24 protein-coding genes are annotated in these 25,790 nt (G+C 31.3%); 17 read left to right on the top strand and 7 right to left on the bottom strand.

The features are described from left to right. Positions 1-78: 78 nt before the first annotated feature. The 3 genes from JFT89_RS13540 to JFT89_RS13530 all read left to right on the top strand — a co-directional run bounded on the left by JFT89_RS13540 (position 79) and on the right by JFT89_RS13530 (position 2,323). Positions 79-1,302, top strand: coding sequence for a ParM/StbA family protein (locus JFT89_RS13540; protein WP_201040192.1), 1,224 nt, complete (start codon positions 79-81; stop codon positions 1,300-1,302). Between the two features lie 20 nt (positions 1,303-1,322). Beyond that, a complete protein-coding gene (locus JFT89_RS13535) occupies positions 1,323-1,679 on the top strand; it encodes a hypothetical protein (protein ID WP_201040191.1) in 357 nt (118 codons plus the stop codon). A 431-nt stretch (positions 1,680-2,110) separates the two neighbouring features. Then, complete coding sequence (locus JFT89_RS13530; RefSeq protein ID WP_207197332.1) at positions 2,111-2,323, top strand: hypothetical protein; 213 nt, start codon at positions 2,111-2,113, stop codon at positions 2,321-2,323. A gap of 190 nt (positions 2,324-2,513) precedes the next feature. Here the strand turns inward: JFT89_RS13530 and JFT89_RS13525 are convergent, their stop codons facing one another. Both JFT89_RS13525 and JFT89_RS13520 read right to left on the bottom strand, forming a co-directional pair. Beyond that, positions 2,514-3,620, bottom strand: a complete 1,107-nt coding sequence (locus JFT89_RS13525; protein ID WP_201040189.1) for a response regulator aspartate phosphatase — start codon at positions 3,618-3,620, stop codon at positions 2,514-2,516. Positions 3,621-3,877: 257 nt separating this feature from the next. Further along, on the bottom strand, positions 3,878-5,092 hold the full coding sequence (locus tag JFT89_RS13520; protein WP_201040188.1) for a replication initiation protein: 1,215 nt from the start codon (positions 5,090-5,092) through the stop codon (positions 3,878-3,880). A 1,173-nt stretch (positions 5,093-6,265) separates the two neighbouring features. Between JFT89_RS13520 and JFT89_RS13515 the strand changes: the two genes are divergently transcribed. From JFT89_RS13515 to JFT89_RS13505, 3 genes are all read left to right on the top strand, one after another. Beyond that, complete coding sequence (locus JFT89_RS13515) at positions 6,266-6,610, top strand: hypothetical protein (RefSeq protein ID WP_242488399.1); 345 nt, start codon at positions 6,266-6,268, stop codon at positions 6,608-6,610. A 135-nt stretch (positions 6,611-6,745) separates the two neighbouring features. Beyond that, positions 6,746-7,426 carry an autotransporter gene (locus JFT89_RS13510; protein ID WP_201040187.1) on the top strand — a complete coding sequence of 227 codons (681 nt, stop codon included), beginning with the start codon at positions 6,746-6,748 and terminating at the stop codon, positions 7,424-7,426. Positions 7,427-7,446: 20 nt separating this feature from the next. Then, positions 7,447-7,719 carry a hypothetical protein gene (locus JFT89_RS13505; protein WP_201040186.1) on the top strand — a complete coding sequence of 91 codons (273 nt, stop codon included), beginning with the start codon at positions 7,447-7,449 and terminating at the stop codon, positions 7,717-7,719. Positions 7,720-7,976: 257 nt separating this feature from the next. Here the strand turns inward: JFT89_RS13505 and JFT89_RS13500 are convergent, their stop codons facing one another. After that, on the bottom strand, positions 7,977-8,141 hold the full coding sequence (locus tag JFT89_RS13500; protein WP_170961022.1) for a hypothetical protein: 165 nt from the start codon (positions 8,139-8,141) through the stop codon (positions 7,977-7,979). Positions 8,142-8,372: 231 nt separating this feature from the next. Between JFT89_RS13500 and JFT89_RS13495 the strand changes: the two genes are divergently transcribed. From JFT89_RS13495 to JFT89_RS13480, 4 genes are all read left to right on the top strand, one after another. Further along, complete coding sequence (locus tag JFT89_RS13495; RefSeq protein WP_201040219.1) at positions 8,373-8,669, top strand: hypothetical protein; 297 nt, start codon at positions 8,373-8,375, stop codon at positions 8,667-8,669. A 1-nt stretch (position 8,670) separates the two neighbouring features. Continuing rightward, positions 8,671-8,856: a hypothetical protein gene (locus tag JFT89_RS13490; RefSeq protein ID WP_044441200.1), complete on the top strand. Its 186-nt coding sequence runs from the start codon at positions 8,671-8,673 to the stop codon at positions 8,854-8,856. 100 nt (positions 8,857-8,956) lie between these two features. Beyond that, the gene (locus tag JFT89_RS13485; RefSeq protein ID WP_201040185.1) at positions 8,957-10,138 is read left to right on the top strand and encodes an FtsK/SpoIIIE domain-containing protein; all 1,182 of its coding nucleotides are present in this window, start codon (positions 8,957-8,959) and stop codon (positions 10,136-10,138) included. After that, positions 10,077-10,691 carry a replication-relaxation family protein gene (locus JFT89_RS13480; RefSeq protein ID WP_201040184.1) on the top strand — a complete coding sequence of 205 codons (615 nt, stop codon included), beginning with the start codon at positions 10,077-10,079 and terminating at the stop codon, positions 10,689-10,691. The genes JFT89_RS13485 and JFT89_RS13480 overlap by 62 nt, the downstream gene beginning before the upstream one ends. A gap of 5 nt (positions 10,692-10,696) precedes the next feature. On the opposite strand, the gene JFT89_RS13475 is transcribed toward JFT89_RS13480, so the two are convergent. From JFT89_RS13475 to JFT89_RS13465, 3 genes are all read right to left on the bottom strand, one after another. Continuing rightward, positions 10,697-10,927, bottom strand: coding sequence for a helix-turn-helix domain-containing protein (locus JFT89_RS13475; protein ID WP_000467332.1), 231 nt, complete (start codon positions 10,925-10,927; stop codon positions 10,697-10,699). Positions 10,928-11,400: 473 nt separating this feature from the next. Beyond that, the gene (locus JFT89_RS13470) at positions 11,401-12,435 is read right to left on the bottom strand and encodes a hypothetical protein (protein ID WP_201040183.1); all 1,035 of its coding nucleotides are present in this window, start codon (positions 12,433-12,435) and stop codon (positions 11,401-11,403) included. A 1,553-nt stretch (positions 12,436-13,988) separates the two neighbouring features. Continuing rightward, a complete protein-coding gene (locus JFT89_RS13465) occupies positions 13,989-15,224 on the bottom strand; it encodes a helix-turn-helix domain-containing protein (protein ID WP_201040182.1) in 1,236 nt (411 codons plus the stop codon). Positions 15,225-15,670: 446 nt separating this feature from the next. On the opposite strand from JFT89_RS13465, the gene asnB reads away from it, so the two are divergent. From asnB to JFT89_RS13430, 7 genes are all read left to right on the top strand, one after another. After that, complete coding sequence (asnB, locus tag JFT89_RS13460; protein WP_201040181.1) at positions 15,671-17,491, top strand: asparagine synthase (glutamine-hydrolyzing); 1,821 nt, start codon at positions 15,671-15,673, stop codon at positions 17,489-17,491. Beyond that, on the top strand, positions 17,485-18,519 hold the full coding sequence (locus tag JFT89_RS13455) for a PrpF domain-containing protein (RefSeq protein WP_201040180.1): 1,035 nt from the start codon (positions 17,485-17,487) through the stop codon (positions 18,517-18,519). The genes asnB and JFT89_RS13455 overlap by 7 nt, the downstream gene beginning before the upstream one ends. Continuing rightward, positions 18,489-19,610: an acyl-CoA dehydrogenase family protein gene (locus tag JFT89_RS13450; RefSeq protein WP_201040179.1), complete on the top strand. Its 1,122-nt coding sequence runs from the start codon at positions 18,489-18,491 to the stop codon at positions 19,608-19,610. The genes JFT89_RS13455 and JFT89_RS13450 overlap by 31 nt, the downstream gene beginning before the upstream one ends. Then, positions 19,610-21,043: a dihydroorotase gene (locus JFT89_RS13445; protein ID WP_201040178.1), complete on the top strand. Its 1,434-nt coding sequence runs from the start codon at positions 19,610-19,612 to the stop codon at positions 21,041-21,043. The genes JFT89_RS13450 and JFT89_RS13445 overlap by 1 nt, the downstream gene beginning before the upstream one ends. 246 nt (positions 21,044-21,289) lie before the next feature. Then, positions 21,290-21,967, top strand: a complete 678-nt coding sequence (locus JFT89_RS13440) for an MBL fold metallo-hydrolase (protein WP_201040177.1) — start codon at positions 21,290-21,292, stop codon at positions 21,965-21,967. 347 nt (positions 21,968-22,314) lie between these two features. Next, positions 22,315-23,301, top strand: a complete 987-nt coding sequence (locus JFT89_RS13435; RefSeq protein WP_201040176.1) for a DUF4046 domain-containing protein — start codon at positions 22,315-22,317, stop codon at positions 23,299-23,301. Positions 23,302-23,571: 270 nt separating this feature from the next. Next, positions 23,572-24,342 (top strand): tyrosine-type recombinase/integrase, encoded by a 771-nt coding sequence (locus tag JFT89_RS13430; RefSeq protein WP_201040175.1) that lies wholly within the window; start codon positions 23,572-23,574, stop codon positions 24,340-24,342. 104 nt (positions 24,343-24,446) lie between these two features. Here JFT89_RS13430 and JFT89_RS13425 read toward each other — a convergent pair whose 3' ends face one another. Further along, on the bottom strand, positions 24,447-25,637 hold the full coding sequence (locus JFT89_RS13425; protein WP_201040174.1) for an MFS transporter: 1,191 nt from the start codon (positions 25,635-25,637) through the stop codon (positions 24,447-24,449). Between the last annotated feature and the right edge of the window lie 153 nt (positions 25,638-25,790).

Genomic DNA, 25,790 nt, shown 5'->3' with positions numbered 1-25,790 from the left:
TATTTTTGGGTAATTGTGCTAAAATATAATTAATAGTGATACTTAAGTCGCACTTAAAGTATAGAGGAGGAATTTTAAATGAAAATCGGAAGAAAAGTAGCGGATTTCGGAAATAGTTTCAATAATTTTATGGTTGATGGTTATTATATTGAACTTGCAACTAATGTAGTTAAGATTTCAAAGAAAAAAGCTGAAGATTTACTTGTTGATCGTATTTCTAGACCAGAAGATTTGTTAGATAGATTACTTATCTCAACTGAAATTGAGGGTGAAGAATCTTATTATTTAGTAGGAAAATTAGCTGAAGATAATCAATTAGCAAACTCTCATGTGAATAAAATGCACGATAAAATTAATAGCCCTATCCCATACATAAGCTTTTTAGGGGCAATTGCATATTATCATGCACTTAACGCTGATAAAGACGATAATGAAGTTGAAATTGAAAACATGAATATGATGCTTCCCATTTGGCTTTTAAAGCGTGAAGAGAAATTTAGCATTGCCCATAAAAAGATGGAACAAAGATTTATTGGTGAACATAAAGTTAAAGTGTTAACACCAGGAATGGAAAGAGATTTAACGATTACGGTTAATACAGCAAAATGTAGAAATGAATCAGAGGTTGCTAGACATTCATTAAAATATAAAATGGTTTTAAAAGATAAAAATTCAAATGTAATTAGTATTGAAAAACGTTATGAATCTGAGAAATTTGATGATTATGAAGTTGTCTTAACTGATATTGGTGGTGGTTCGACAGATGCTGTGCAATTAGGTAAGGGCCTTACTACACCTAAACACAGAGATTCTTTCCAAGTGATTGATATTGAGCCATTCTTAGGATACCTAGAGCGTTTTAGAAAAGAAAAATTAATTCAATATTTTAAAGATCTAAGAACGTTAGAGAAATTTATTGTTAATAATTATAAAAATCAAGAGTATGTGCTTTCGAATGAAAATACTGGCGAAGAATATGATTTCACTACTGAAATTGTAGGTGCACTACAAGAATATGCAACAATTTTAGTTGCTAAAGTGTTGGATGTATTCATTCCATCAAGTACAAATACAGTATTGAAATTTATCTATATTGGAGGCGAAGCTCCAGTTTTAGAGCCATATATCCATCTTACTTTATTAGATCATATGTCTGAAACAGCTGCTAAAAACAATCACTTCTTCTTGAATGATATTATTCAAAGTAACGAGAAAGAAGTATTTGCTCCAACATCACGTACAATCAACCTAGCTGCTTTGGAATTAAAAGCAATTGATGAGATGAAGGGACAGTTAGCTTAGAATAAAGGGACGTGCTGATAATGGCTAAAAATAGAAAGATGGCATTACGTGCTGATAATATGCCTGATGATGTATATAAGATCCTTAATGAAAAAGCTAGTGGTAGGCAATTAACAGCATTTGTTGTTGAATTAGTACAAAATGAAAAACGTTATGAACAATTAATACAAAAATTAGATAATGTAGAACAAAGATTAAACTTGTTAGATACAGTTGAAAGTAAATTGGATCTTCTACTGAATAATGGATTTGTTTCAGCCACAGAACAGGAAAATATAAAAGCTGAAGAGCCAGTACTTCAAGAAGGTAGAATTATTGACGCTAAAGAAGTTATTGGTGGGATTTCTAAGGAAGATAGCGAAGAGATAGATTTCTAAGAACATAACTAAATGAGTGAAATCAGTATAAGTAAAGAGACAACAAGACGAATAATCATATGATGGAGTGCTTACTTATTAAAGAAAGCACTCCATTTTTATATTATATACGAATTATGGTTCTAATGAGAACATATCTATATACTGAAAGTAGTGAGCTTATGGAAGCACCAGGAAATCACCAAAAAAAGCGAACTAAGATTCCAAAATCCTTTTCGCTTTTGATAATTATCTTAATTTTATTGTATTTGTTTCAATCAATCGTTTTGCAAATTATAGGAATCTTGTTGATTATCACTCTTATATGTCTAGGCTTTTATTACCTCGGACATTTGTTATTTAGGATAATGGCTTTTATTATTGTAGTAAGTAGTGTTATATGTGCCATATGTGTATTAGGATATTTTTTGTAGTACTTAATATGAAAAGGAATGAGAGATGTGGAAAAATACCCAGTAGAATTCACAATTATATCCCCAAATGGAGAAGTATACGAGCCTGACCTGGTATACGTTACTGCAAATACACCCAATGATGCTATACAGCAAGTAGAAAGTGAAATAGAGCATAGAATGGGTAAATATTATAAGTATAGAGTAAAAATTAATGTACTATCTGAGGATGAGCAACTTTCTTTATTTTAAAAGCTCTTGAATAGAGCTAATAAAGATGTTTAATTTATTGTTCATATCTACTTTATTTATAAATTAAAATGGAGGGGTTTATCCCCCTCCATTTCCATGTGCATATTGAACAATAAGGTCTTGGGTAACTTTGCTTACCGGAGTTTGTACACTAAATATTAAAGTCATAGCTATTAACAGTCCAATAGATTTATGATGTAGTTTCTTCATTTAAATCACCCTTTTTAAATATATTCTTCGTCTTCCTGGACAACTCGAAATATTCGCACGATTTAAGGTAGTTCTTTTCCTCATAATACTTATGCGCTAACTGTTCTTGATATTCCTTAGTATACTCTGATATTTTTTGTTTTTCAAAATATTCAATACCTTCTGAAATAACAATCTCAAATTCTGACGCAACTACATTATCATTTAAAGCCTGTAATATACGGAAATGATGCAAATACTCTTCAATACCAAGATGTTTACAGATGTTTATTCCTCGCTCAATACGCTCACAAGCTACATTCTTTTCGAGTAATTTAACGTATTCTCTTGCCTCAACGAATAAAGCTTTATAGTTGTTTAACATCTTTTTATTAACTTCTGAAAGAAACTGAATTGCTAAATCGGGGCGATCCTGTTTAGCATGCATTAAGGCTATGTTTTGTTTTACCATTAGGATGAAGGTCTCTTCTTTAATGTTTTTGAAGGCGTTTAATGCTAATGTATAATACTTACTCGCAAGTTCAAATTCATCTAAATCTGCATAAGTTAACCCCAAAAGATTATTACAAAAAGCAAGGTTATTTTCACATTCAGCATATTTAGAAAATATCCCTTTAGCTTTTGATAATTCTTGTAAGGCTAAAAAGCCTTTGTATGTTTCATAAAATTTATATCCTAACATATAATGAAATTCAGCAACCTCTAATTCATTATTGATATATTTTAACAATGATTCTGCTTTATCATAGAATTTTTGGGAAGATTGATAATTTCCGATTGCGTTATAGTAAATCGCTTTGAAAAAATTATAATAATATGTTAAAGAATTATCTTGTGGTATATCAAATGTATCAATAATATCAAAACTGTCAGTAGAAATGCCTAGATTGTTAAGTAGATAATTATGCCGAAAATCTATGAGGTAGTAATGTAACATCAAAATTTGCTCTTCTTTAAATTCATTTATAACTAAGTCGATCTTATCTTTTAAACTAATCGCCGCATCAAGATCTCTTGCTCGAATTTTAAAGTACCATTCATTTAATGTTTGTATCAATTGTTCATTCCCTTTCACATGAACGTTCATATATTTCTCCCCCATCATCCTATAATCCCGTAAAATAAAGGGAATATTCTTATGATATATAATACCAAATAATGCAATTGTCCATATTACTAAGAAGCATTTTTCAACACATCACAGAATATTCAGTTAATTAATATTTGTAATTTCACCTTATATCCTATTATATATAAGGTGAAAATTAGTATCCCACTGATGATGAGCAACTTTCTCTATTTAAAAAAGTTCTTTCGGAATGAAAGAACTTTTTTCATATAAAACTAATATCTTTTCTTACTTCTATTCTTTTTAATAAATTCATAAATTTTATCCATAACAAACGCTTCATGCTCTTTCCAAATAGCTTCAGCTTCTTCTAACGCAACTACTCTCACTAGTTCCTCAATTGCTGTCTCTTTAACTAAAAATGTAGCTACAGCCCCTGTAGATGCTGAATATTTACTGATAACTGAATCTATAATGTTATCAACCTCTAATATACTACTATTATGAGACTCATTTTCAATTTGATCGCCTAGGTTTGGTATTTCTTTATCGGACAGTTCTTTTAATCGGGAATTTAGAATAAATTCTACATAACCGATTGGTGAATCAATATCTGAACGAAAACGTATATCTTCAATTATTTCTAATACAATTTCTTTATGAACTTCCCATTTCTTAAATACTTTAGGAAACACTTTTTCTTTACAGCGTTCTTCAAATCTTTTTATTTTTTGTTCAAATGTATTGGGCTGTTGAAATTTATCCAATTTCTTTTCAAAATGGGCTAACTCAGGATCTTTCTTTTTCTGAGCACGGATAATAAATCTAATTTTCTGTACTTTCCTACCCGATTTAATTTCTTCAAATTCAAAAGAAATGTCTGTCTTTTGGTTTAATTCTTTTTGAGAGGGTTTCAACACACGTTGCTTAAAATTTGCATAGTTAGGGTATACATCCATTGCATCTAAGTAATACCTTAAATTTTCCAAACTAATTGTACGTTCTTTTAAATCTTCATATTGCTTAAGTAGTTCATAAATACGTATAGCATATGTACTTTTTAATTTAACAACATTGGCCAATCTATAGCTTGTAAATTTACTACTTAATTCTAATAAGAATGGCTTTAATAAAGGATCGAAACGCATGTCAATTGTCCCTTTATTTCTATTGTAAATTGCTGAAGAAAGCCAAGATACTTGTATCAATTCTTCCCCTGCTCGAATTTCAATTACTTTAGATAGTAATTCCTTTGTAATTTTACTTAACTCTGTATATTTAGTAGATCCACTCAAACCAAGTAGATCATGAAATTGTTTAATTGGGAATGTGTATGTTTTAAAATCCCGATCATTGGGTTCAATATTACTAGCCAAACAAAGTAACATTTTTTGTTCAACTAAATTCAAACGTGAATTGGCTTCAATCAAAGTATTTGATTTGGAAACAATATTATTCTCTTTAATTTGTAAATCTTGATTTGTAGACATATCTACATACGTCCTTTCTTTACTACCTCTACAGCTACACTAACTATAACAAATAAAGTAACTTTGTTATAGTTGATTTTTTGTCAATCTCGACAATGGATTTCCCACTGTAAGATTTTGAAACATTTAGATTTCCATAAAAGAATTATGTAAAGTGCCCAAATACCTATATTGATTTTTAAAAATCAATACAGGTATTTACCATGTAACCAAATTTGTTACCTTTTAACCTCTTTTCATACGGGTAAGTAACCAAATTTGTTATCTTTAGAACCGTTTTTGTTATAGATAGGCAACCAAACTTGTTATCTTTAAAACCATTTTTGTTATAGGTAAAACCAAACTTGTTATCTTTAAAACCATTTTTGTTATAGATAGGCAACCAAACTTGTTATCTTTAAAACCATTTTTGTTATAAGTAAAACCAAACTTGTTATCTTTAAAACCATTTTTGTTATATATAAGTGCTATAATCCCTTATATATCAACATGTTTCAGCCTCCTAAAACATATAAACATATAAAACATATAAAACAATTATTATATAAAACATACAAAACATATAATATCATGTTGAGTGATTTCAAATATATTTAGGATTCTAAGATGTCGTATGTTTATAAAACCAAATTTGTTATTTTTATCTTTGTTTACATTTTTATAAATATAAAATCGTTCTCTGAAATATTTCGCCATATGAAGTATTTAGTAAATATACCATAGTAATTCTATTTCGAAGATGGAGAAAAACGAGTTAAAATTATGAAATTGATACGTTATAATAATTATATGTTCTTTGTGACAATGGTATCGTTCATTGAAACAATAGGTAGTTTATTTATAAGTGAAATCATGAAATTAGTTCCATGTAGCTTGTGTTAGTATCAAAGGATATGCTTATACCCTATATTCATAATTTGTATTGTCTCTTTAATCAAAAGGTATTCAAATGCAAATGAGTATATCAAGTGTTTTTCGGGAATAGGCTTAATAATATCCGTATATTTATATAAATACTGATCAGCGATTGGTTTTGTTTTTATGAAATTTATAACAATACCCTTTTTGACAATGCTAGCTTTTTTATTAGTATTTAGTATTTCTTTTCTAGTAAAAAATCAAAAATAGATTTTAATTTAAGGAGATGTTGATAGAAGTTTAAAAGAACATGCCATGAAAGAATTTCAAGAAAAAATGTCTTCAAATGAGACTGTACAAGGTATGATTACAACTTATTATGAAATGCAAAATGGTATATCTGATCTAGTTGGTGTACCAAATGGTAATTCTACCCCTGTAAGAGGTATCTTAGCGTACACAGAAAAACAATTGTTATTTTATAGTGAAGTGTTTGGCAAGATTCCTATTTCATTACAGATACCTTTCCATCAAATTAATGAAATAAAAGAAAAAAACAAACTTTTTCCCTTTTTAAAACGATTCCAGCTAGCGCTGTTTCCCATGAAGATCGAGATGTTTTTTCGACACGTGGAGATAAAGAGGAATTTGTACGTTTAAAAGAATTAAGTGTGGACTACTTAAATTAAGAACAGTTTATAAACGAGCTGATGAGCTACTAAGCTTAAAATCCATCTCGTTTGTTTTGTGCATTAAAAATTTGAAATAATATATTGTAGGAGCTAATTACATAATATGAAAAAATATCTTTCTATTACACTACTTTTAATTTTATTTGGATTATTGTCCCCCTTCTCTAATATACATGCGGAAACAAATAACATAGGGTTAAATAAAATTGATCAAATTGCTAATGTTTTTAATGATAATACTAATGTAGAAGAAAAAATTAGTTATATTAAGAATAGTGATTTTAATAATTGGTCAATTAAAGAGATTAATCTAACCTTAGACAAAATAGATAGTTTAAATCTAAGCATAATGGAATGTGCCACATTAAAGAGAGAAATTATACGTCATTTAGGATTTTTTAATTTTGATTTTAAAGGAACAAATTCAGATGTTTTAGCGTTTAAAGAATCGAAAATAGAAATTATGGAGACAAATCAGCCACTTACACTATATAGAAGAAGTAAATCTGGGGAACCAGAATCTAAGTACGGTCTTGGTTATTGGTGGGGAGATAAAGAAAGAAGCATTGAAGAAACTAGAAATGAGTTAGCTGTATTAGAAGCATGGGGAAATCCACTCAATACGGCATATAAAATTCAAGTGCCAAAGGGTATTAAGATACTTAAAGGATTAACAGCTTCTCAAACTCAATATCTTAAGGGGACAAATATAGTGCAAGAATATAGAGAAGGTGGAGCAACTCAATACTGGATTAATAACGTAAATAACAATTGGCTACAATGAAATATTTCTAGGAGGCCAGCATGAAAAATGATTATGAATTTATAAATTTGACTCTAGATTGTGAGCATATTATTAAACAAAACACCCCTAGTAATCCTGACGATGCTAAAAGATATCATTTAATGTTAGATGAACTTAAAGGTCTAAGAACGACTATGAAATTGAAACAATTAAATACTAGGTTGTATTATTTATCAATAACACAAATGCTTGAAAAAGATGATCCAGAAGAAGTACTGTATGCTGTATTAAAGTTAAATGAATTTTATTGTACTTACTATCAAAATCTATAGAAAAAATGATTTGAATTTATAAATGAGATGGTTAGATCAATTGAAATTAAAACAAAGTGTGAATTAAATGTAACTATGTATTCATATTTTTGAATAGAACCTGTATAGATTGCAAATCACTTTTCACGTGATATAATATAAGTACAAACCAAGGTATATACCAGCTTTAAAAATCATACAATAAAAAAGAGAGCAACATGCGCTAACATGTGCTCATCTTTTTACGTAACCATAGCCGTTAGGGTGATGGTTATCGTTTAACGTTTTGTCTTACGAGATCCACCCTTTTTCTTTTGCTTGCGACGGCGATAAGAAAGGGTGGATTTCTCGTTTTCTAAATACTTTTTCTTAAAAAGGTGTGCTATGCTTTCGCGTAGTACGCCTTTAATAATTTCTTTAAGAAATTCGAGAAATGTTTCCATGGCTTTTTCACCCCCTTCCCCCACTACAAGTGGAAAGAAGAGAAATGACAACCATGCACCCTAACTTTTCCGGTTACTAAGACATTATAGCATAGTTTCCGATTGTTGGAGATTATTGTCGAACGTCATTCTTAAATATAGAATGGCGTATTTTTTGTGTACAAATTCGAAAATGCGAATCACTATCATATGTATTTAATGTATCTAGAAAACTATATGGATGGTGAGAATATGAGTCAGTATCAAATGTTATATAGTACATCTTATCTCTACTCTTCAGAAACGCTCAGGCAAATGTACAAAGGAACCAAGAAGGAAGACAACATTTATGCAATACAAGAGCATATGCTACGACATGAAGTATACCTAGACCGACAATACCGAGGTTACTATTATTTAAGTCAAAAAATCGAAGAAGATCTATATGGTGATGAACACGCTGTCTCCTGGAATGAGCTATTAGATGAATATCAACTTTTTAAGGATGGTAAAGGAAATTTGTCCATTAAACCAAAAGGATGGGGTTAATATGACAATCATTGGAGAACTAGGTATTGTATATGGCGTAACGGGAGCTTCAATTTTAGGAATAAAAATGCTGAAGAAGAAAGGTCTTTATCTTCCAGGTTGGTTGCTACGTGCGGGTCTTAAATGCTTGCTGATTGGGAGTGTTTGGTATGTTCTAATGGATATACTAGATGTGTTTCTACGTTAGTATTACATCTGGTAGTTGAAAGTGATTATAATAGCGCATTTTAAACAACTTTTTCTAAGCTTCCATACAGGCTCAACTACCTTAAGGAGGTATGGAGGGAATGTTGTCACTTTTATTAATTCCAGCAACCTTTATAACTGTAGCTTATTTTTATCAAAGTAACGGAATGAGTGATAAGAAAAAAATTGCAACTTTTTTTGAAATTGCAAAGATATGTGTTCAACATAAAGGTGAACTACAATACCCCATTTTTATAAAGGAAATAGAAGGTGGCATAAGTATGAATTATGTTTATAAGTTACCACTCGGTGTACCTAGTCAACTTATAAAGAAGTTAGCCGAAGTATTAGAAGAAGGACTATATAAACCTGTTAAAATATCATTTCATCAAAGAGAGCTTCATATTCGCGTATTTAAGCAACAAATACCTGAAATATGGAATTGGTCTAAGGATCTGTTAAAAGAGCACACATGGAGAGTTATGATGGGGAGAGCGTTAGATAAACACATATATCATGATTTTGAGAAAACACCGCATATGTGTGTAAGTGGAATGACTCGTTTTGGAAAGACAGTATTTTTAAAAAATGTGATGACTAGTTTGATTTTGCAACAATCTCAACACGTGAAATTTTTTATTATCGATCTGAAAGAAGGGTTAGAATTTAGTCCTTACAAAGAACTATCCCAAGTTGTAGAAGTAGCTGAGAATCCGGAACAGGCGCTAGGCATGTTGGCTAAAGTACGTGAGAAAATGGTTAAACAAATTGAAGTAATGAAGAAGTCCTACTTTACTAATATCATAGATACATCCATAAAAGAGCGATGTTTCATCATAGTAGATGAAGGAGCAAATCTTTGTCCCACACAAGGATTACCTAAAAAACAACGTGATGTATTATTTTTATGCCAGGAGATGTTATCTGAAATCGCAAGAATAGGAGGTGGTTTAGGATTCCGACTCTTATTTTGTACGCAATATCCTACTTCTGATACATTACCAAGACAAATTAAACAAAATGCTGATGCGAAAATAGGCTTTCGATTACCAACGGCGGTCGCTTCACAAGTTGCTTTGGATGAACCAGGTCTTGAGGATCTGCCTTCCCTTCCAGGAAGAGCATTGTTTAAAACAGATCGGACGGAGGAAATTCAGGTACCTTATTTAAAGGATACAGACATGTGGAAGTTACTGAAGCAATACAAGGTGGTGAAACAAAATGAGGCATCAAACACTCAAACAGAAAGCCAGACAAATGGAGATTTTATACACTTTGAGTAAGTTAGATTTTGCAACGAGGAGACAATTACAAGCAATCCATTGTTTAGGAAGTATTCGAAATGCAAATCGTGTACTAAAAGATCTAACTCCGTTTTGTCATATTACTAAAATAGCTCGTGAGCATGTATATTATTTAAATAAAAAAGGACGTGATTTATTAGGAATTACGAGAGAAGTAAAGAAAAGTAGTCAATTACAGCACATATTAATGAGAAACGAAAGCTGGATGTGGCTTGGGTTTCCAGAATGGAAAACAGAAAGACCTATAGAGTTTTCAATCAATGGTCAACGGCATCAAATTATTCCTGACGCAACGTATTTTGAAGATAATGTTCCACATTTCGTTGAAATAGATCGTATGCAACATATGAAGGCAAACGAACATAAAATACAGTTATATGGCCATATAACAGATATCTATAAAAGACAGAATGCTATTGTTCCAGTGATTATTTTTTTCACATTATCAGACTATCGGCAATCTAAATTAGAAAAATATGCTGTAAAACAAAATGTGTTTATGAGAACGTTCGTGATGGACCACATATTCTAGGAATCTTAAATATTGATGTCCCAAAAATCATGATAATCAATGCGATTATCAAATTTCCTTAGTGTTTTAATGATTTTAGTTGCGGATGTTAAAGTGGGAACACGATCCTTTTTATTCGCTAAATCACTTATTAATGATTTACTTAATCCAGTTTTTTGTACTAACCATTGTTGTTTAATTCCTCTACGATCTAAATAGTCACCAAATGGAGTTCTCTTTTTTCCTAACCCAAACATGGGGATTCCTCCTAATTAAGATTATGGTAATAATAACTTGTCCAAATTTCCATAAATCTAAACGTTTGTTCATAAATATGGAATTATGTCTTAAAAGTAAGCATAGAATAATATAGAGAAAATCAAAAAATATGGAATAATTTTGAGGAATCTAGCATTCATAGTAATAGCTACAAGATGCGTATACGCTGAAATATAATTGCATCTTGTTGCAAAGGATATGCTGAAAAATTTAAAGCTGAAAAGTCTTCTGCGAGAAGGGATTCAGCTTTTTTATTTTTATTTGAATAAACGTCGAGAAAATTTCAAAGGTGAGTAAGAGAAGGATAAGAGTCGAAATATGAAATATTTTATGCTAAGAGCAAGCATTCTTTTTAGGAGTGAATGATGTTCAATTACTTAAACCGAATGAATTAAATGATATAAGAATATTTATAAAGAAAAAAAGCTTAGACCCCTCGATATATAAGGGATTAAGCTTTTTTTTCTTTGTACTTTTGTAATTCTTCAAATAGCCTTTGACGTTCGTCTTCAATGTGTTTTTCTGAATGTTGTCCAACTGGTTCTGCTGTTTCTTGTTTATGTAACCATTCTGGGACAAGTTCTCGTCTTTTTGTTTTCTGATTATTAATTTTGGTTTTAGGTATTAAATCTAATACTTTTTTCTCTTGTTCTCTTCGGAATTCAAGATCTGTTATTTTATTTTCTATAGATGTAATTAAATAATTTTCATAATTTGGTACAGTACCTTTTTTATAGTTATTAATACATTTCTTTAATACAGAATCAAATGATCTTTTTTGTATTTTACCTTTAAAAATATCACGAACTTTATTGGTGATCCATAAAATGTCATCATCAGATAGAGATGATGTATATACAGTATTTATTTTTTTGTCGGTTTCAATTTTTGAATTTTGCATACTATTTATATCCGAATGTAAAACGTTCGGTATATCTTCATCATCAATATTTGTTATTTTTTCTTTATTCTTTATTTTCTTTGTATATGTACCATTAGTACTGTACTGAGAGTACTGTACTAATGGTACAGTACTCATTTCTTTTAGAGGAACTAACTGATGTACTAAAGGTACATCAGTTAGTTTTTTAATAATATCAAGGGTTCCGCCACCCATTGGACTTAAAGATTTTACGGAAGCTCCTGAATTTATTAGTTCAGCAATAGTCTCATGAATGAATTCGGAAAATTCTTCAGAAATGAATGGAATATCCGAAACATTATAAAAAGATTTCTTTTTTCCATCTATGTAACAATTAAAGCCAATTATATAGTTTTTATTTGCAAGTTCTTTCCAAGCAGCATCTATATTTTTTCTACTAAACTTTTTATAAAGTTGTGTTTTATAAATTACCCAATCGCTTGGTAAACTCATAAGATGAGAGAGTAATCCAATTGATCTCAAATCGATTAAATCATTTTGTAAAGGGTTATTATGTATTTGAGCATACTGATTCGTATGACGTCTTTTAATTATATTACTCACGATATTTTCTTCTCCTTATAGGGACAAAAGAAAAAGTATGTTTTCTATTTTGGGTTATAGGAAACTAAGTTTCTTGAAAATTCGCTTTAAAAAATGTACAATGTACAATGTACTTAATAAATTCATAAAGCGATCTCTAAAAGAAGCTTTTTTAAGTCATTGGGAGTTGTTCTGTACCGGCCAAAGTATGAAACAACTTCTTTTTCTTTTGCCATTTTCCAGTTTATTGTCATAGATTAATAACTAAATGAAAAATTTAACGAATTTACCGAAAGAATTCTCCTTCCTCAAGCGTGTGAAGAGCGATAGCCCAACGGTAGTTGGGAGATGAATTTCGGTTTGGCATAGCCAAAAACTTTTGATAAACTAACTATATGAAGTTCTTTGATAACTTGATATATGAGTTTGCAGGAAGAAAATAGAGTGCGAAAACCAAGCCATTCGGTTCCTGTGTAAAATATCAACCGTATCAAGAGAGCGTCCAAGCGTTGGTCATCTAAGGGTGGAGCACCCTGAAGTAACGCTCAGGGAGACGAAAGGTTACTTTCGTCGAGGAACTGAGAAGCTCCCACTTCAAGCTTTGCTAAGTGGCGAGTAGTTCACTAATAGCCCTAACCTTCAAGTGAAAATACATAATCAATAATTACCAATAAATGAAAGCGTTTTCCGATATATTTTACCATAGTAGTAATTTCTTTACTATGTGTACTAATAGAGAGAGTATTACATAGTTTTTAGGTGCTTTGATAAGTAAATTTAATTAGTTCCAGGTATATAATTTCACGTACCTAATTGGAAATAATTCTAATTATATATGATAATTAAGGGTTTTACAATATAATACAATAATACCTATAGTAATCATTTCCATATCCTAATCACAGAGTACCTATGTGAGAAATTTCAGAGGGGAGTATTAAAAAATAAAATGCTAAAGCTGCCTATTCAGTAAATACTCACAAACTTTCTGAATGCTTCTAAAAAAGGAATAAACTCCCTTCATGATATAATGGTCATTATATCATGATAGATTTAATAGAAAATAAAGTATTTTTAAAAAACAATGCTTAGGTAAGATATTTCTCTCTGTTCGCTTTTAATTTTATTCTGTGAAGTCTAAACGTATTTAATACAACGGATACAAAGCTAAATACCATTCCCACCCCCAGTAGCCATGGTGCAAGGAAACTTACTATTACTAGAATTCCTAGTTTGTTATAGAACAATGACGAGAATCATTTGATTTAAGCTCGCGCCTCTCGATATTCATCGACTCCCTAAAATTGGAATTTAACACCTTCACATTTTTTGGGAAGGTGTCTTCTGTCGAAAAAAGATAAAAAAACCCGTGCATAAGCACAGGAAGTTGTTGTCACACATATCGGCTAACTATATTTTAAAAGATTTGTTGGTGAATTTTTATAAAATTGTGTTGAGAAGTAAAAAACAACTTATTAAGAGTCGCTTTTCGGTCATTATAGCAAGAATAAAATTATTATAGCGCTTTCAATTCAACAAGTAAAATTCTAATATATAGTTATTTAAATTGTATTTTAAAGCTCCATAATTTTTAAATATAGTTCTTTGATTTTATATTCCTTAACTTTTAATAATTCTAAACTAATTGTTGCTTCATCCCTAGATTTTAATCGAATGAGTAAATCGTAGCTCATTCTTAATAAATAATAGGATTGTTCAAAATTATCTTCACAAGCCAGAATAACGCCCATTAAACGATAGAGTTTTGCTCGTAAAATCCCATCTTCTGTCTCATCTAATAATCGTATTGCTTTGTTACAAAATTCTTTAGCCTTATTTATATCGTTACATGATAGGTAGTATTTAGAAAGTTCCTCTAAAACAGAAGCCTGCTTATTAGGTTTTCGTTGTTTTTCATAAATCGTTAAGCATTTAGTTAGTATTTTTACCATCTCTTCTTTTTTATTACGAAATGCCTCAATGATTGCTAGGTTATGGAGAGCAAGAACATTTGATTCTTCATCGTTTGAATCATAGAGACTAATTGCTTTTTTAGTCCATTTTGACGCATCTTCTATCGAATTATTACGATAATACGCTTTCCCTAATCCTAATGCTATATCTCCATGTAATTGTTTATCACCAGTCATAGAGACTTCATCTTCAGCTTCAAGATAAGCAGATATTGCTTCTGAAAGATTTCCCAATCGAATATTAGTAGTTCCTAAGTATGTAAGAGCTTGTATTCGTTCATCTTGAAGCTTTTTTAGCTGATCGCTGTATTTAATAGCGAACTCATATGCTTTTTTAGCCAATGGAAAATTTTCAATTTTAAATGCTGCTTTTCCAGCTTTCATGTAAAGTTCAACAAGATACTGTCTATCTTTTAACTCAAGAAAAAGTGGTAAAGCTTCTTCATATTCTTTTAAGGTTTCTTCGTATTCTCCTAAGTCAAGTTTAATATTAAGAGATACAAAATGACACTCTGCTAACAGCTGTTGATCTTGGGTCATAGTAAAAACCTTTTTAATCATATTTAAAGCGCTTTCGTATTCCCCTAGGTCTTTTTTTAATTTTGCTCGTTCTAAAATTGCATCACAAACATCAAAACTATCCTCATGTGTTCCCCCGAGAAAAAAATCAATTGGCTTGTTAAGTTTTTTGGCAATAATTCTGAGAGTCTTGTCAGAAGGATTTGCATGTCCTTTTTCAATTAGACTTATGTATGCTCTAGTCATTTCATTTCCAGCTAATTGCCTTTGTGAAATGCCTAATGCCGTTCGTGCTTCCCTGATTTTTTTACCAATCAAAACGGTATCCCCCTAAAATATTTTAAAATGTAAAATATTCTCTATTATATAATAACGGAACTGGTATTTGAATATGATTTATTTAAAATATAAAAATATTTCATAAGGTTTAAATTTTCGCTTGTAAAATATATTTATAAAAAGACAATAAAGTTATTTAATTTGAAAACCTAAATCAAGCATAAGCCCGTTCTAAATTTAGGACGGGCTTAAAATATAGTTGTTTCTGTACAATATTAATCATTTTATTAGATTACTTAATACCTTATGTTTTTCACGTATTTACCGGGGATAATAAATTTCTTAACCGTTCTTACAGTATTTTCTTTTTGTATAAGCATTTAGAATAAAATTATCAAAGCCGAGCAAATCACAATACGAAGTAATTTATTCGTTTGCATTGTATTTTTGAAGGCATATTAAACAATAAGGGGAGAATAACGGGTATGTGTAGAATTTTTGGTTTTTTTGGAAATGAAAAAGTAGACTCTATTACTATGAGTAAGGTATCTGATTTACAAATTAAAGGAGGACCAGATAGCCAATCATTTATCATTAAAGAAAATTGGGCTATTGGTAATAATCGACTTTCAATTGTTGACCTTGCAGGAGGAAAACAACCTTACTCTTTAGGGGAAGATATTCAGGTTGTATTTAATGGGGAAATTTATAATCACGATGAACTACGAGAAATGCTTCAGGAGCGCGGTTATCAATTTGAAGATAGATGTGATGGTTCAATTATCCCTGCATTATATAATGAATACGGTCCAGATTTTGCACGATATTTAGATGGGATGTTCGCGATTGCAGTTATTGATACTAAAAATGCCACTCGCTTAACACTTGTTACTGATCCTACAGGTATTAAGTCTCTATACTACTATTGGAATCCAGAGAGTAAAACGCTATTCTTCTCTTCGGAGCTACCATCATTATTAGGGTTTAATGCAGTTCCAAGGAATTTATGGCTAGCGGGAGTAGACTCTTATTTAACAACTAAAGCTATTTTTGGTGAACATACAATGTTTAAAGATGTGTATGTTATGCCATCGTCATCAATTTTACAACTAGAACTTAATGAATCACCAAGGCTCAGTCGATATGAGACACATCTTAGATCAAACAATCCAACAAGCGATCTTTCAACTGCAAGCAATTTATTAGAGAAACAGTTGTCTAGTGAAGTCAGCGCGTTATTAAATGCAGATGTACCAGTTTCTACGATTAATAGTGGAGGTCTAGATTCTAGTTTTGTCACTTCATTAGCAAGTCAATGTAAGAGTGATATTCATTCATTCAATATTTCGTATACTGGAGAATGGCCGTTTGATGAAAAAGTTTACGCAAGGGATGTTGCAAATCATTGTAAAACTCATCATCATGAAGTGAAAATTGACCCTAAGCATTTTCAAGATTTATTGCCTGATGTAGTAAAACATTTAGGACAACCGAATGCCGATCCTATTACTCTTAGTAGCTATTCATTATTTGAAGCTGTAAATCAAGCTGGATTCAAAGTAGCTATTTCTGGTGATGGCGCTGATGAAATGTTTGGTGGATATGAACGTTATGTGGAGGCTATGAACAGAGCTGGTGATTGGATTAAGCCTTATGTAGAATCGCTAAGTGCTATAGAGGAAGAATTACGTTGGGAATTATATAGTGATGATTACAAAACATATCTTTTAGAGAATGGTAAAACATCAGAAATTATTGAAGATAAATTACGCCAGGATGGTGGTAATCGACTTGACACAATCTTAGATTTTGAACGTAATTACCGCTTGCCATCATACCATCTAAGACGTGTTGATCATTTGAGCATGGCACACTCTGTTGAAGTCAGAGTTCCATTCTGTCAACCACGCATTGTCAAATTCGCTCAACAACTAACAAATGAACTAAGAATTAAAGATGAAAAAGTTAAAAGAGTTTTATATAAATCTGCTGAAGGGAAACTTCCAGATTCAGTTTTACATCGAAAAAAACAGCCGTTTACGCTACCAATTGACGCTATGATGAGACAAGGATTACCGTTGTTTGATTTTGTGAAAAATACATTAAATTCTAATACTATTAGAAAACAAAACATTTTTAAACCAGAGATGGTAGAAAAATTACTGTCCATTCAGGCAACAAAGCCAAATGGGAAAACAGCATTGGCTCTTTGGTCTCTAATGATTTTCCAACTTTGGATGGAACAATTTAATGTTTCGATTAGTCCGGAGGACACTTTGGTGAAAGAGGTAGTAGAAGTATGCTAACTTACATCGCGAAAGCAGAGGGGAGTGTATCACCAACTGTTGTTATTGATGGAGCAGGTCTAGGAGAACAACCTTTGGACATTATTCCTGAATTGCATAAAATTAAGGATGATTTATCCGTAAATAATGAATCTCAAATTACAAAATATGCAGTAATTAAGCCATCAAATCATCCGATGTACGACATCGATTACCTCTTTTTTCAATTAATACCAGGAAACCCTTGCAGGTTTGACTATGCAGGTAGTTGCGGTCACTCAATTCTTGCTGCAATAAATGTCGCGATAAAATGGGGATGGATTCCAACCGTAAGCCCTGGATTAAGAGTAAGAGTAAATATAAAAAATGTTGGGGACAGTCTCGTATGTGAGATTGATCAAATAAGCCGAACAGCGATTGGATGTACTGCACATTTTATTGAAAAACCTGGAACTAAATTAGGTACATTACTACCCACAGGACAAACTAAAAATATAGTTAAAACACCTTTAGGGAATTTTGAATGTTCGATTGTATCTGCGGGAAATCCATATGTTTTTGTAAGCTGTTTAGAATTAGGAATAGAATCAGAAGAACAATTATTTAATGCGGGGAATGATGTTTTTACAAAATTGCAAGAAATTCGTTATGCCGCTTCAAATTTATTAGGATGGGATCCAGAAAGTGTATTCCCTAAAATTGCAGTGCTGGGAAGATTTAGACCTGATACTGTATCTGTGAGAGCGATCTCCGTACCAAAATGGCATCCTACAATGGCTTTAACGGGAGTTGCATGTCTGGGTGTGTCCGCTTCTATGAAAGGTACCGTAGCTTATGATATTGCTAGTCAATGTTTTATGAATAATAATCTTAAAATTCAAACTTCAGGCGGAACTACAGCTGTTTCATCTGCTACTACTGGAAATGAGATGGATGATTATCTTTTATATAACAGTATATCAAACAAAAAGGTAGAACTAGTCGAACCAAATTTAAGCGGGAAAAAGGAGGAATTAAATTGGAAACAATCACAAAAGATATTAGCTTAGATCAAAAATTAGATGAATTACTAATTACTCTTGAAGAACAAGCCTCACGTGCTGATGAATTAGGGGAAACTCAAGATATAGCTTTAGACGCAATCCGCAAATCGGGGTATCTAGGGTGTCTTGTACCAGAAGAATTTGGAGGAATGGGCGAAAATGTTATTTTCGCTTCTAGATTTCTTCAAAAAGTTGCAACAGTAGATCCTTCAATAGCTATTATTGCATTCCAACATATGTCAGTTATTTCAAGAATTTTAGAATGGGGAACAGATTTTCATAAGCAAGAGTATTTACCACTACTTGCTAGTGGTGAATGGATAGGTGCTTCTGCTTGGTCTGAAAAAGGAGCAGGAGCCAATAAACAAAAACTTTCTACTGTAGGAAGTTATTTAGGAAATGATACTTGGGATATTAGCGGTGCCAAGACTTTTACCACAGGTGCTGGCCTTGCGGATCTGTATCTAGTATTAGTTCAAACTGGGAATACAGATAATACTGGTATTTATGGAAACACAGGCCAATCATTTTTCTTAATTGAGACTTCAACACCAGGAGTTAAAGCAAATTCAAAACTGAATTTATCAGGAATGCGTGGTTCATCAACAGGTTTTATTGAGCTAGACAAGTGTATAGTTGATTCTAAAAGTATTATTGGTCCTCTTGGAGGAGCTCCTAAAATTATTTCAGGTATTCGGGAATCTGGTTTATCTTTAGGTGCTGTATCTGTCGGTATCTCACAAGCGGCATATAAGATTGCTTATAAACATATTCAAAGTAGAGGATTACAGGACAAGGAACTTATGAAATTTAAACTCTCAGAATTAAATATGCATATTGAAGCAGCTCGAGCACTGGTCGAGTTTTCAGCTCAAGGAATACATGAAAACCAAAAAATTATCTCTTATCAAAGTAAAATCTTTGCTTCAGAAGTGAGTGAAAAGGTCTGTAGGGACTGTCAGCAATTAGTTGGGGGAGGAGGTTTTATGCGAGGAAGTAATGTCGAGCGTTTTTATAGAGATGCTAGAGCAGTGGCTCTAATGGGACCTGTCAACGACTTGGCCAAAGAAATCATTGGAAGAGAGTTGGTTATGTAATGGTAAAATATGATTTATCAATTATAAATGGCCGATTAGTATTTAAAGATAAAGTGATTACTGGAAGTGTTGGGGTTAAAAACGGTAAAATATGCAAAATAGAAACTGAACCCCAAAATGAAATAGAGGCTGAACGAGTTATTAATGCAGAAGGCAAATACGTACTTCCTGGTTTAATTGATTCACATGTCCATTTTCGAACTCCAGGGTTGACTCATAAAGAGACTTGGGAGTCTGCTAGTAGGGCTGCTGTAGCGGGAGGTATTACTACAGTTTTAGATATGCCAAACACAAACCCTTATCTCAGTTCTGTTGAATTAATTGAAAAAAAAGATAGTGTAATTAGAGGGAAATCATTAGTGGACTATGGATTTCACTTTGGAGTAGAACCTGGAAAGTCTTTTCGATTACATGCTATCAATCCAGATATGGTAGCTAGTATTAAGGTATTTCTTACAGGTCATCATACAGCTAAGAATGTTATCAGTGTACGTGAAGACTTGGAAGAAATCTTTAAAATCGCCGCAGAAAAGAAAATGATTTTAACACTACATGCAGAAGACGAAGAAGTATTGAATTTGTTCCGGAGATTTAAGAAGGCACCAGATAATCTAACGGAATATGAACAGCACTTACCAAGGTCTGCAGGTATCATTGCCGTAGGAAAGGTTTTAGAACTTATACGCAAATATGGAACGCAAGTTCATGTTCTTCACGTTTCTTCAGCAGAAGAAGTTGAATTAATAGAATTAGCTGCGAGAGCGGGCTATGCAATTACGTTTGAGACAACACCCCATCAATTATGGTTTGATGCTATAGATAGTGTTAATTTAGGTTCTAAGGCTAAACTAAGTCCTGCAATTAGATTGAAAAATGATCAACAAAAATTATGGGAATCTCTTGGAAATGGGTCAATGACCTCGGTTGGAAGTGATCATGCTCCTCACTCTTTATCTGAAAAAGCAAGAGAGTTTAAAGAAGCTCCTCCAGGTTTACCGGGTGTACAAGAAATGTTACCAGTCTTAATTACAGGTCTAATTAAAAATTTCCCTTTATTAACTTTTGATGAAATTATGTGCAAAGTTGTCTCTGTTTTAGCCGATGGACCAGCTAATTTATTTAGAATTCATCATAAAAAGGGTAGAATTGAAGAGGGACTAGATGCAGATTTTGTTATTGTTGATCCTAATAAAGAGTGGATTGTAAAGAGCGAAGATAGCTATTCGTTATGTAATTGGTCTGCATATGAAGGAGAATGTTTAAAAGGAAAACCTATTATGACTTTACGTAGAGGAGAGATTGTTTTTAATGATGGTAAATTCGGTAAATATGATGGTAATTTAGTAGAGTTTCAGCCAACTAAATTACCACAATTTCTAAAAGTTATGGGTAGCCCGTTCCATGATTTTGAAACAATGAATTTAGTCCCATAATTAAATAGACTTAACACGTCTAATAAAAATAAACTTTATCTGCACCGAGTATAAATTATCAAAAAGCTAGTATCAAGCTAGCTTTTTTTGATGTATATGTATTTAGGAGATTAAAGAGAATGCCATCTTTACTGAAAAGTACAAAAATTCTCTACATTGTGATATTATAATCTTGTTAATATTTTACCCTTTCGGAATTACATTATATTATTTAGTGAAAATAAATGATAGGAGCGTATACACCAGATGCTAAATTCTATTTATACTAATAAAATTCAACCACTTGAAGAGGGACTATATAGTATTAGGACAACCCCTCATTTTGCTGATAAGCAAACCGCATATTACATACAAAATAAAAAATTTAACATTTTATGGGATTGCGTTACATATTTGGATGAAAAAACAATAGATGAAATTAATAAATTCGGAGGAATACAAGCAATCGCTCTTTCTAATCCTCATTTTCATACTACATATATTGAGTGGGCTAAAGCTTTCGACGCTTTAATCTATATTCATGAAGATAATAAAAAATGGGTGACGCAACAAAGTGAACGAATTATATTCTGGTCGGGTGAATTTTTAGAATTATCTAACGGAATTACTTTATATCGTTTGGGAGGAAAGTTTGAAGGTGGGGCTGTTTTGCATTGGAAAGGTGGAAATAACGAGAAAGGGGTTCTATTCACAAGTGATATAATTCAAATGTCCCCAGGTAAAAAAGGGATAAGCTTTATGTATAGTTATTCCGATTTAATTCCGCTACCAGCAAATGTGGTAAAAGATATTTCCTATGTAATGAAGGGTTTATCCTTTAGTCGTATGTATGATGCATTCTATGGGAAAATTCAGGAGAATGCATATGAAGTTTTTCAAGAATCAGCTAATAGATATGTACGAGCCCTGTTAGAAAAAAACTAGGATTCTGATATTAGGACTCTATGGCTCGTATAAGTTCTTTTTCCTATACTAATGCCCTACAAATAATGAAATTTGTTACAAAGGGTATTCCTGAAAAATAAAAAGCATAAATCTCTTGATACAAAAGGTATTTATGTTTTTTATTATTTAAATATGATTACTTCTAATTGTAATAGATAAATTAAAAACGAATAATAATGTTATCGATGTAATTTTATGGGTTTTTATGATAATATTATACTACTATATTTGACTTTTCCTATTTACATTATTAATAGTATATTAATAATGTAAATAGGAAAATATATATATAGATTTTGTTAAGTGTAGGAAGGAATAAATTATGAATGAAAGCGGTTTCTATAGAAGGCATTTATCAAGAAATACTAGATGGGGAAAAAAATAGGTTCCCTGCTAACACATGGAAAAATGATGTGGATAAGGAAATGGCCAGACGGATAACAAAATATTTAATTGAAATAATTTTAAAGTGGGATGAAGAAGAAATCAAACAAAATTGGAATACACCTTTAATTATAAACTATAGGTTACGTGGTTTGCTCAACCACCAGTATGAAAATAGTCCATACAAAATGATTGATGATTTGTATCCAAATCGATTTAAAGAATGGGATTTTGGTATGACTTCGTTAAATTTTTGGAATAAGGAAAAAGCATTAGAAGTCTTAAAATGGATTATTGAAGACAAGGAAAAGTTATCAGAAGAGGAATTGTTAGAATTTTACAACAAAAAATGGTTGGAGAAAAATAAACTTGGTTCCCCTTTGGTGATGTATTGGAACGGTAGCCCTTATGCGATGATTAATGATTTGTACCCAAATAGATTTAAAGAATGGGATTTCTCTATGACACCTAATAAGTTTTGGACAAAAGAAAGAGCATTAGAAGCTTTAGCGTGGACTATTGAAAAAAAAGAGAGATTAACACGTGAAAAATTATTGGAATGTTATGGTATCTCCTGGTTGAAAGCTAATAAATTAGTATCCGCTTGTCAATTAATTTGGAGAAACAGTCCATATAAAATGATTAATGACTTATATCCAGGGATTTTTAAAGAATGGGAATTGAAGGTTACACCTGCTGGCTATTGGAAGGAAAATAGTGCATTAGAGGCATTAAGATGGATTATTGAAGAGAAGGAGAAGCTAACTGAAGAACAGTTATTAAGTGTGTATAGTCAAAGGTGGTTAATAAACAAAAAATTATGGACACCTTTAAAAAGGTTTTGGAATGGGAGTCCATATAAAATGTTAAATGCCTTATATCCAGGTCGTTTTTCGAAAGAAATGCTCAAAGGATATTCTAAAAAATAAATTATTTTAAACTTTGGATCATCAAGTTTAAAGATATAGATGTATGAAAATTGATTTATATTAGAATAATCATAATATATCATTTTTATTATTAAAAAATAACTCTATATAACTTGGAAGGTTATATAATCAAATAAATCAAAATCTAAATTCTTTTCATCTTAATATAAAGATTAAAAACATTTAAGGTGGATGCTAAAATAATTTAGGAATGAGTGGCTACCATATATAGTTATATAATTAATTCAACTGATAGAAAAGAGTGAGAACTTGAATTTACTAGAATCGTTTTCTACTTATTTAAAGGAAAAGGGAAAAAATATAATTACAATCAAGTGCTATATTTTAGATATTAAGCAATACCTAATATGGTTCAAAAACTTATATAATAGGGATTTTATAAATTTAGAGCGTCAAAATATAGTAGAGTATATTCACTATCTAAAAAATGATACATCATTGTGCTCTGCAACTATTGATCGTAGAATTAGTAGTCTTATTACATTTAACATATTTTTAATGCAAAAAAATTCACAAGAAAAGCGTGTAGTTTTTAGAACAGATATGATAAAAGATAAAAATTCTTATAATGTACCAATTAAAATTACAGAAATAGATGCAATTAATTTTATGAAAAATGTATGTGGAAATAAAAATAAATGTAACTATAAACGCGACTATGCAATCGTGGTGATGTTAGCCTATACAGGTATTCACACTTCGCAAATCCTGTCTATTAAGATAAAAGATTTAAATTTAAAAACTAGGATATGTATGATTTTTAATGACAAAGGTGAAAAGAAAAAAATGTTATTATTAAATAATAAAGTCATTTATGCCCTAGAGGATTATTTAGCAGAACGAGGGGCATATAAGGAAGCAAAGAATTCTCCTTATTTATTTGTTAGTAGAAAAAGAGAAAGGCTTGATCGGACAGTTATTAATCGGATTTTTCGGTTATATAGCGATAGCATTACACCATCTCAACTTAGAAATTGTGTAATAAAAGAAGATTATAATACTGATGAATTTGTAAAATAATTTAATAACATTGAAACTAAAAAAGAGCGTTTGAAAACGCTCTTTTTATTTTAGGTTGTGAAAATTTTCTATTAGACTTCAATGAATTTTATTATATATAAAATTTAAACAATCGAGGAATTTATTTCGTATTCTTTTATGTTTTTTTCCAGTTTAATTAGTACAAATGTAAGTAGTATTCCTACTAATGATACTACACCAAAGAAGAAATAAACGGCATAAATACTGAATTTTTCATATAAAACCCCCCCGAAAAATGTATAGAACCAATTACCTACCCCATTTCCTATAGCTGAATATAGTGTGACTGCAGTAGTCCCCATATTAATTGGAGCAATTTTCCTGATGTACTGTAAACCTGCAGGTATAAATAACCCTAGGGAAAAACCTTGTATTATGGTAGATGCATAAACTATCCAGAGCGAAGGTTCAAGGCTATATAGAAACCATCTAATCATAGAGGCTGTTCCAGCTAATACAACTATATTAAGGATTCCTAATTTATTAATCCATTGGTTTGCAATTTTCATAAAAGGAATTTCAGCTGAAACAGCTAAAAAGAAAGCAATTCCTATACCAGCTAGTGTGCCACCTGTGTGCTCAACAAATATTCCGAAATAAGAATTATTAGCTAAATTAGGAGCGAAAATCATAAACGTAATTAATAAAAATATTAAAAATTCTTTATAACGTATTAGGTGTTTTAGTCCAGCTATTAAATCTTGTTTTTGTGATGTTACTTCTTGCGGCATTCTATAGGCTAGAAATGAAGCAATACATAAGGATATGAAAAATCCATAAAAAATTACTGTGGGACCAATAAAAGTACCAGACAACCTTCCCATAATAAAAACAGCGACGCCGAAACCTAGAGAACCAAATAATCTAATATTACCGTAATTTCCATTTGTTTTGCTTGTATAACTTAAAGAAATGCTATCAGAGATTGGAATAATTGCACTTTGAAATACTCCAATTAGTAGTGCAACAAAGATAAAAAATGAAAATTCATTAAAGATTAGATACCCTAAGCCACTTATACCTGTAAGTAATACAGTAGTAGAAAGAATTATGCGTGGTTTTTGCGTATAGTCACACATTAGCCCCCAAATAGGTTGAAAGAATATCATTATAATAGGTCCCAATGACATTATTGTCCCAATCTGATACCCATTAAGATGCTCTACTGTACTTAAATATAATCCTAGTAAAGGAAACAAGCTTCCAGTTCCTAGAAAGGTAAAAAAGTAAAATCCTTTCATCGTTATATAGTTGTTTTGAAGTTCTTTATTCAATGTAATCCCCCTCTATATACTTTTACAATATAAATTAATTCTAATTATTTTATGGATAAATTCAATATCTTTTACCCCGGTAAATAAAGTGTAAACATAGCTTACAGTTTTTTGCTATTTAGAACGGCTCTATACTAATAATCAAGAAAAGAA

Source organism: Bacillus sp. TH25, assembly GCF_016650935.1.
Classification (GTDB): Bacteria; Bacillota; Bacilli; order Bacillales; family Bacillaceae_G; genus Bacillus_A; species Bacillus_A mycoides.
Note: the sequence above shows the minus strand (reverse complement) of the source record. Positions and strands in the feature narration are given on the sequence as shown.

Excerpts from the sequence above, each read along its gene's own strand:
- JFT89_RS13475 (WP_000467332.1), bottom strand. The coding sequence starts at position 10,927 with ATGTTTGGGTTAGGAAAAAAGAGAACTCCATTTGGTGACTATTTAGAT.
- JFT89_RS13490 (WP_044441200.1), top strand. The coding sequence starts at position 8,671 with ATGACAATCATTGGAGAACTAGGTATTGTATATGGCGTAACGGGAGCT.
- JFT89_RS13480 (WP_201040184.1), top strand. The coding sequence starts at position 10,077 with ATGAGGCATCAAACACTCAAACAGAAAGCCAGACAAATGGAGATTTTA.
- JFT89_RS13485 (WP_201040185.1), top strand. The coding sequence starts at position 8,957 with ATGTTGTCACTTTTATTAATTCCAGCAACCTTTATAACTGTAGCTTAT.
- JFT89_RS13540 (WP_201040192.1), top strand. The coding sequence starts at position 79 with ATGAAAATCGGAAGAAAAGTAGCGGATTTCGGAAATAGTTTCAATAAT.
- JFT89_RS13535 (WP_201040191.1), top strand. The coding sequence starts at position 1,323 with ATGGCTAAAAATAGAAAGATGGCATTACGTGCTGATAATATGCCTGAT.
- JFT89_RS13525 (WP_201040189.1), bottom strand. The coding sequence starts at position 3,620 with ATGAACGTTCATGTGAAAGGGAATGAACAATTGATACAAACATTAAAT.
- JFT89_RS13455 (WP_201040180.1), top strand. The coding sequence starts at position 17,485 with ATGCTAACTTACATCGCGAAAGCAGAGGGGAGTGTATCACCAACTGTT.
- JFT89_RS13515 (WP_242488399.1), top strand. The coding sequence starts at position 6,266 with ATGAAAGAATTTCAAGAAAAAATGTCTTCAAATGAGACTGTACAAGGT.
- JFT89_RS13530 (WP_207197332.1), top strand. The coding sequence starts at position 2,111 with ATGAGAGATGTGGAAAAATACCCAGTAGAATTCACAATTATATCCCCA.
- JFT89_RS13510 (WP_201040187.1), top strand. The coding sequence starts at position 6,746 with ATGAAAAAATATCTTTCTATTACACTACTTTTAATTTTATTTGGATTA.
- JFT89_RS13495 (WP_201040219.1), top strand. The coding sequence starts at position 8,373 with ATGAGTCAGTATCAAATGTTATATAGTACATCTTATCTCTACTCTTCA.
- JFT89_RS13440 (WP_201040177.1), top strand. The coding sequence starts at position 21,290 with ATGCTAAATTCTATTTATACTAATAAAATTCAACCACTTGAAGAGGGA.
- JFT89_RS13520 (WP_201040188.1), bottom strand. The coding sequence starts at position 5,092 with ATGTCTACAAATCAAGATTTACAAATTAAAGAGAATAATATTGTTTCC.
- JFT89_RS13505 (WP_201040186.1), top strand. The coding sequence starts at position 7,447 with ATGAAAAATGATTATGAATTTATAAATTTGACTCTAGATTGTGAGCAT.
- JFT89_RS13500 (WP_170961022.1), bottom strand. The coding sequence starts at position 8,141 with ATGGAAACATTTCTCGAATTTCTTAAAGAAATTATTAAAGGCGTACTA.
- JFT89_RS13445 (WP_201040178.1), top strand. The coding sequence starts at position 19,610 with ATGGTAAAATATGATTTATCAATTATAAATGGCCGATTAGTATTTAAA.
- JFT89_RS13435 (WP_201040176.1), top strand. The coding sequence starts at position 22,315 with ATGAAAGCGGTTTCTATAGAAGGCATTTATCAAGAAATACTAGATGGG.
- asnB (WP_201040181.1), top strand. The coding sequence starts at position 15,671 with ATGTGTAGAATTTTTGGTTTTTTTGGAAATGAAAAAGTAGACTCTATT.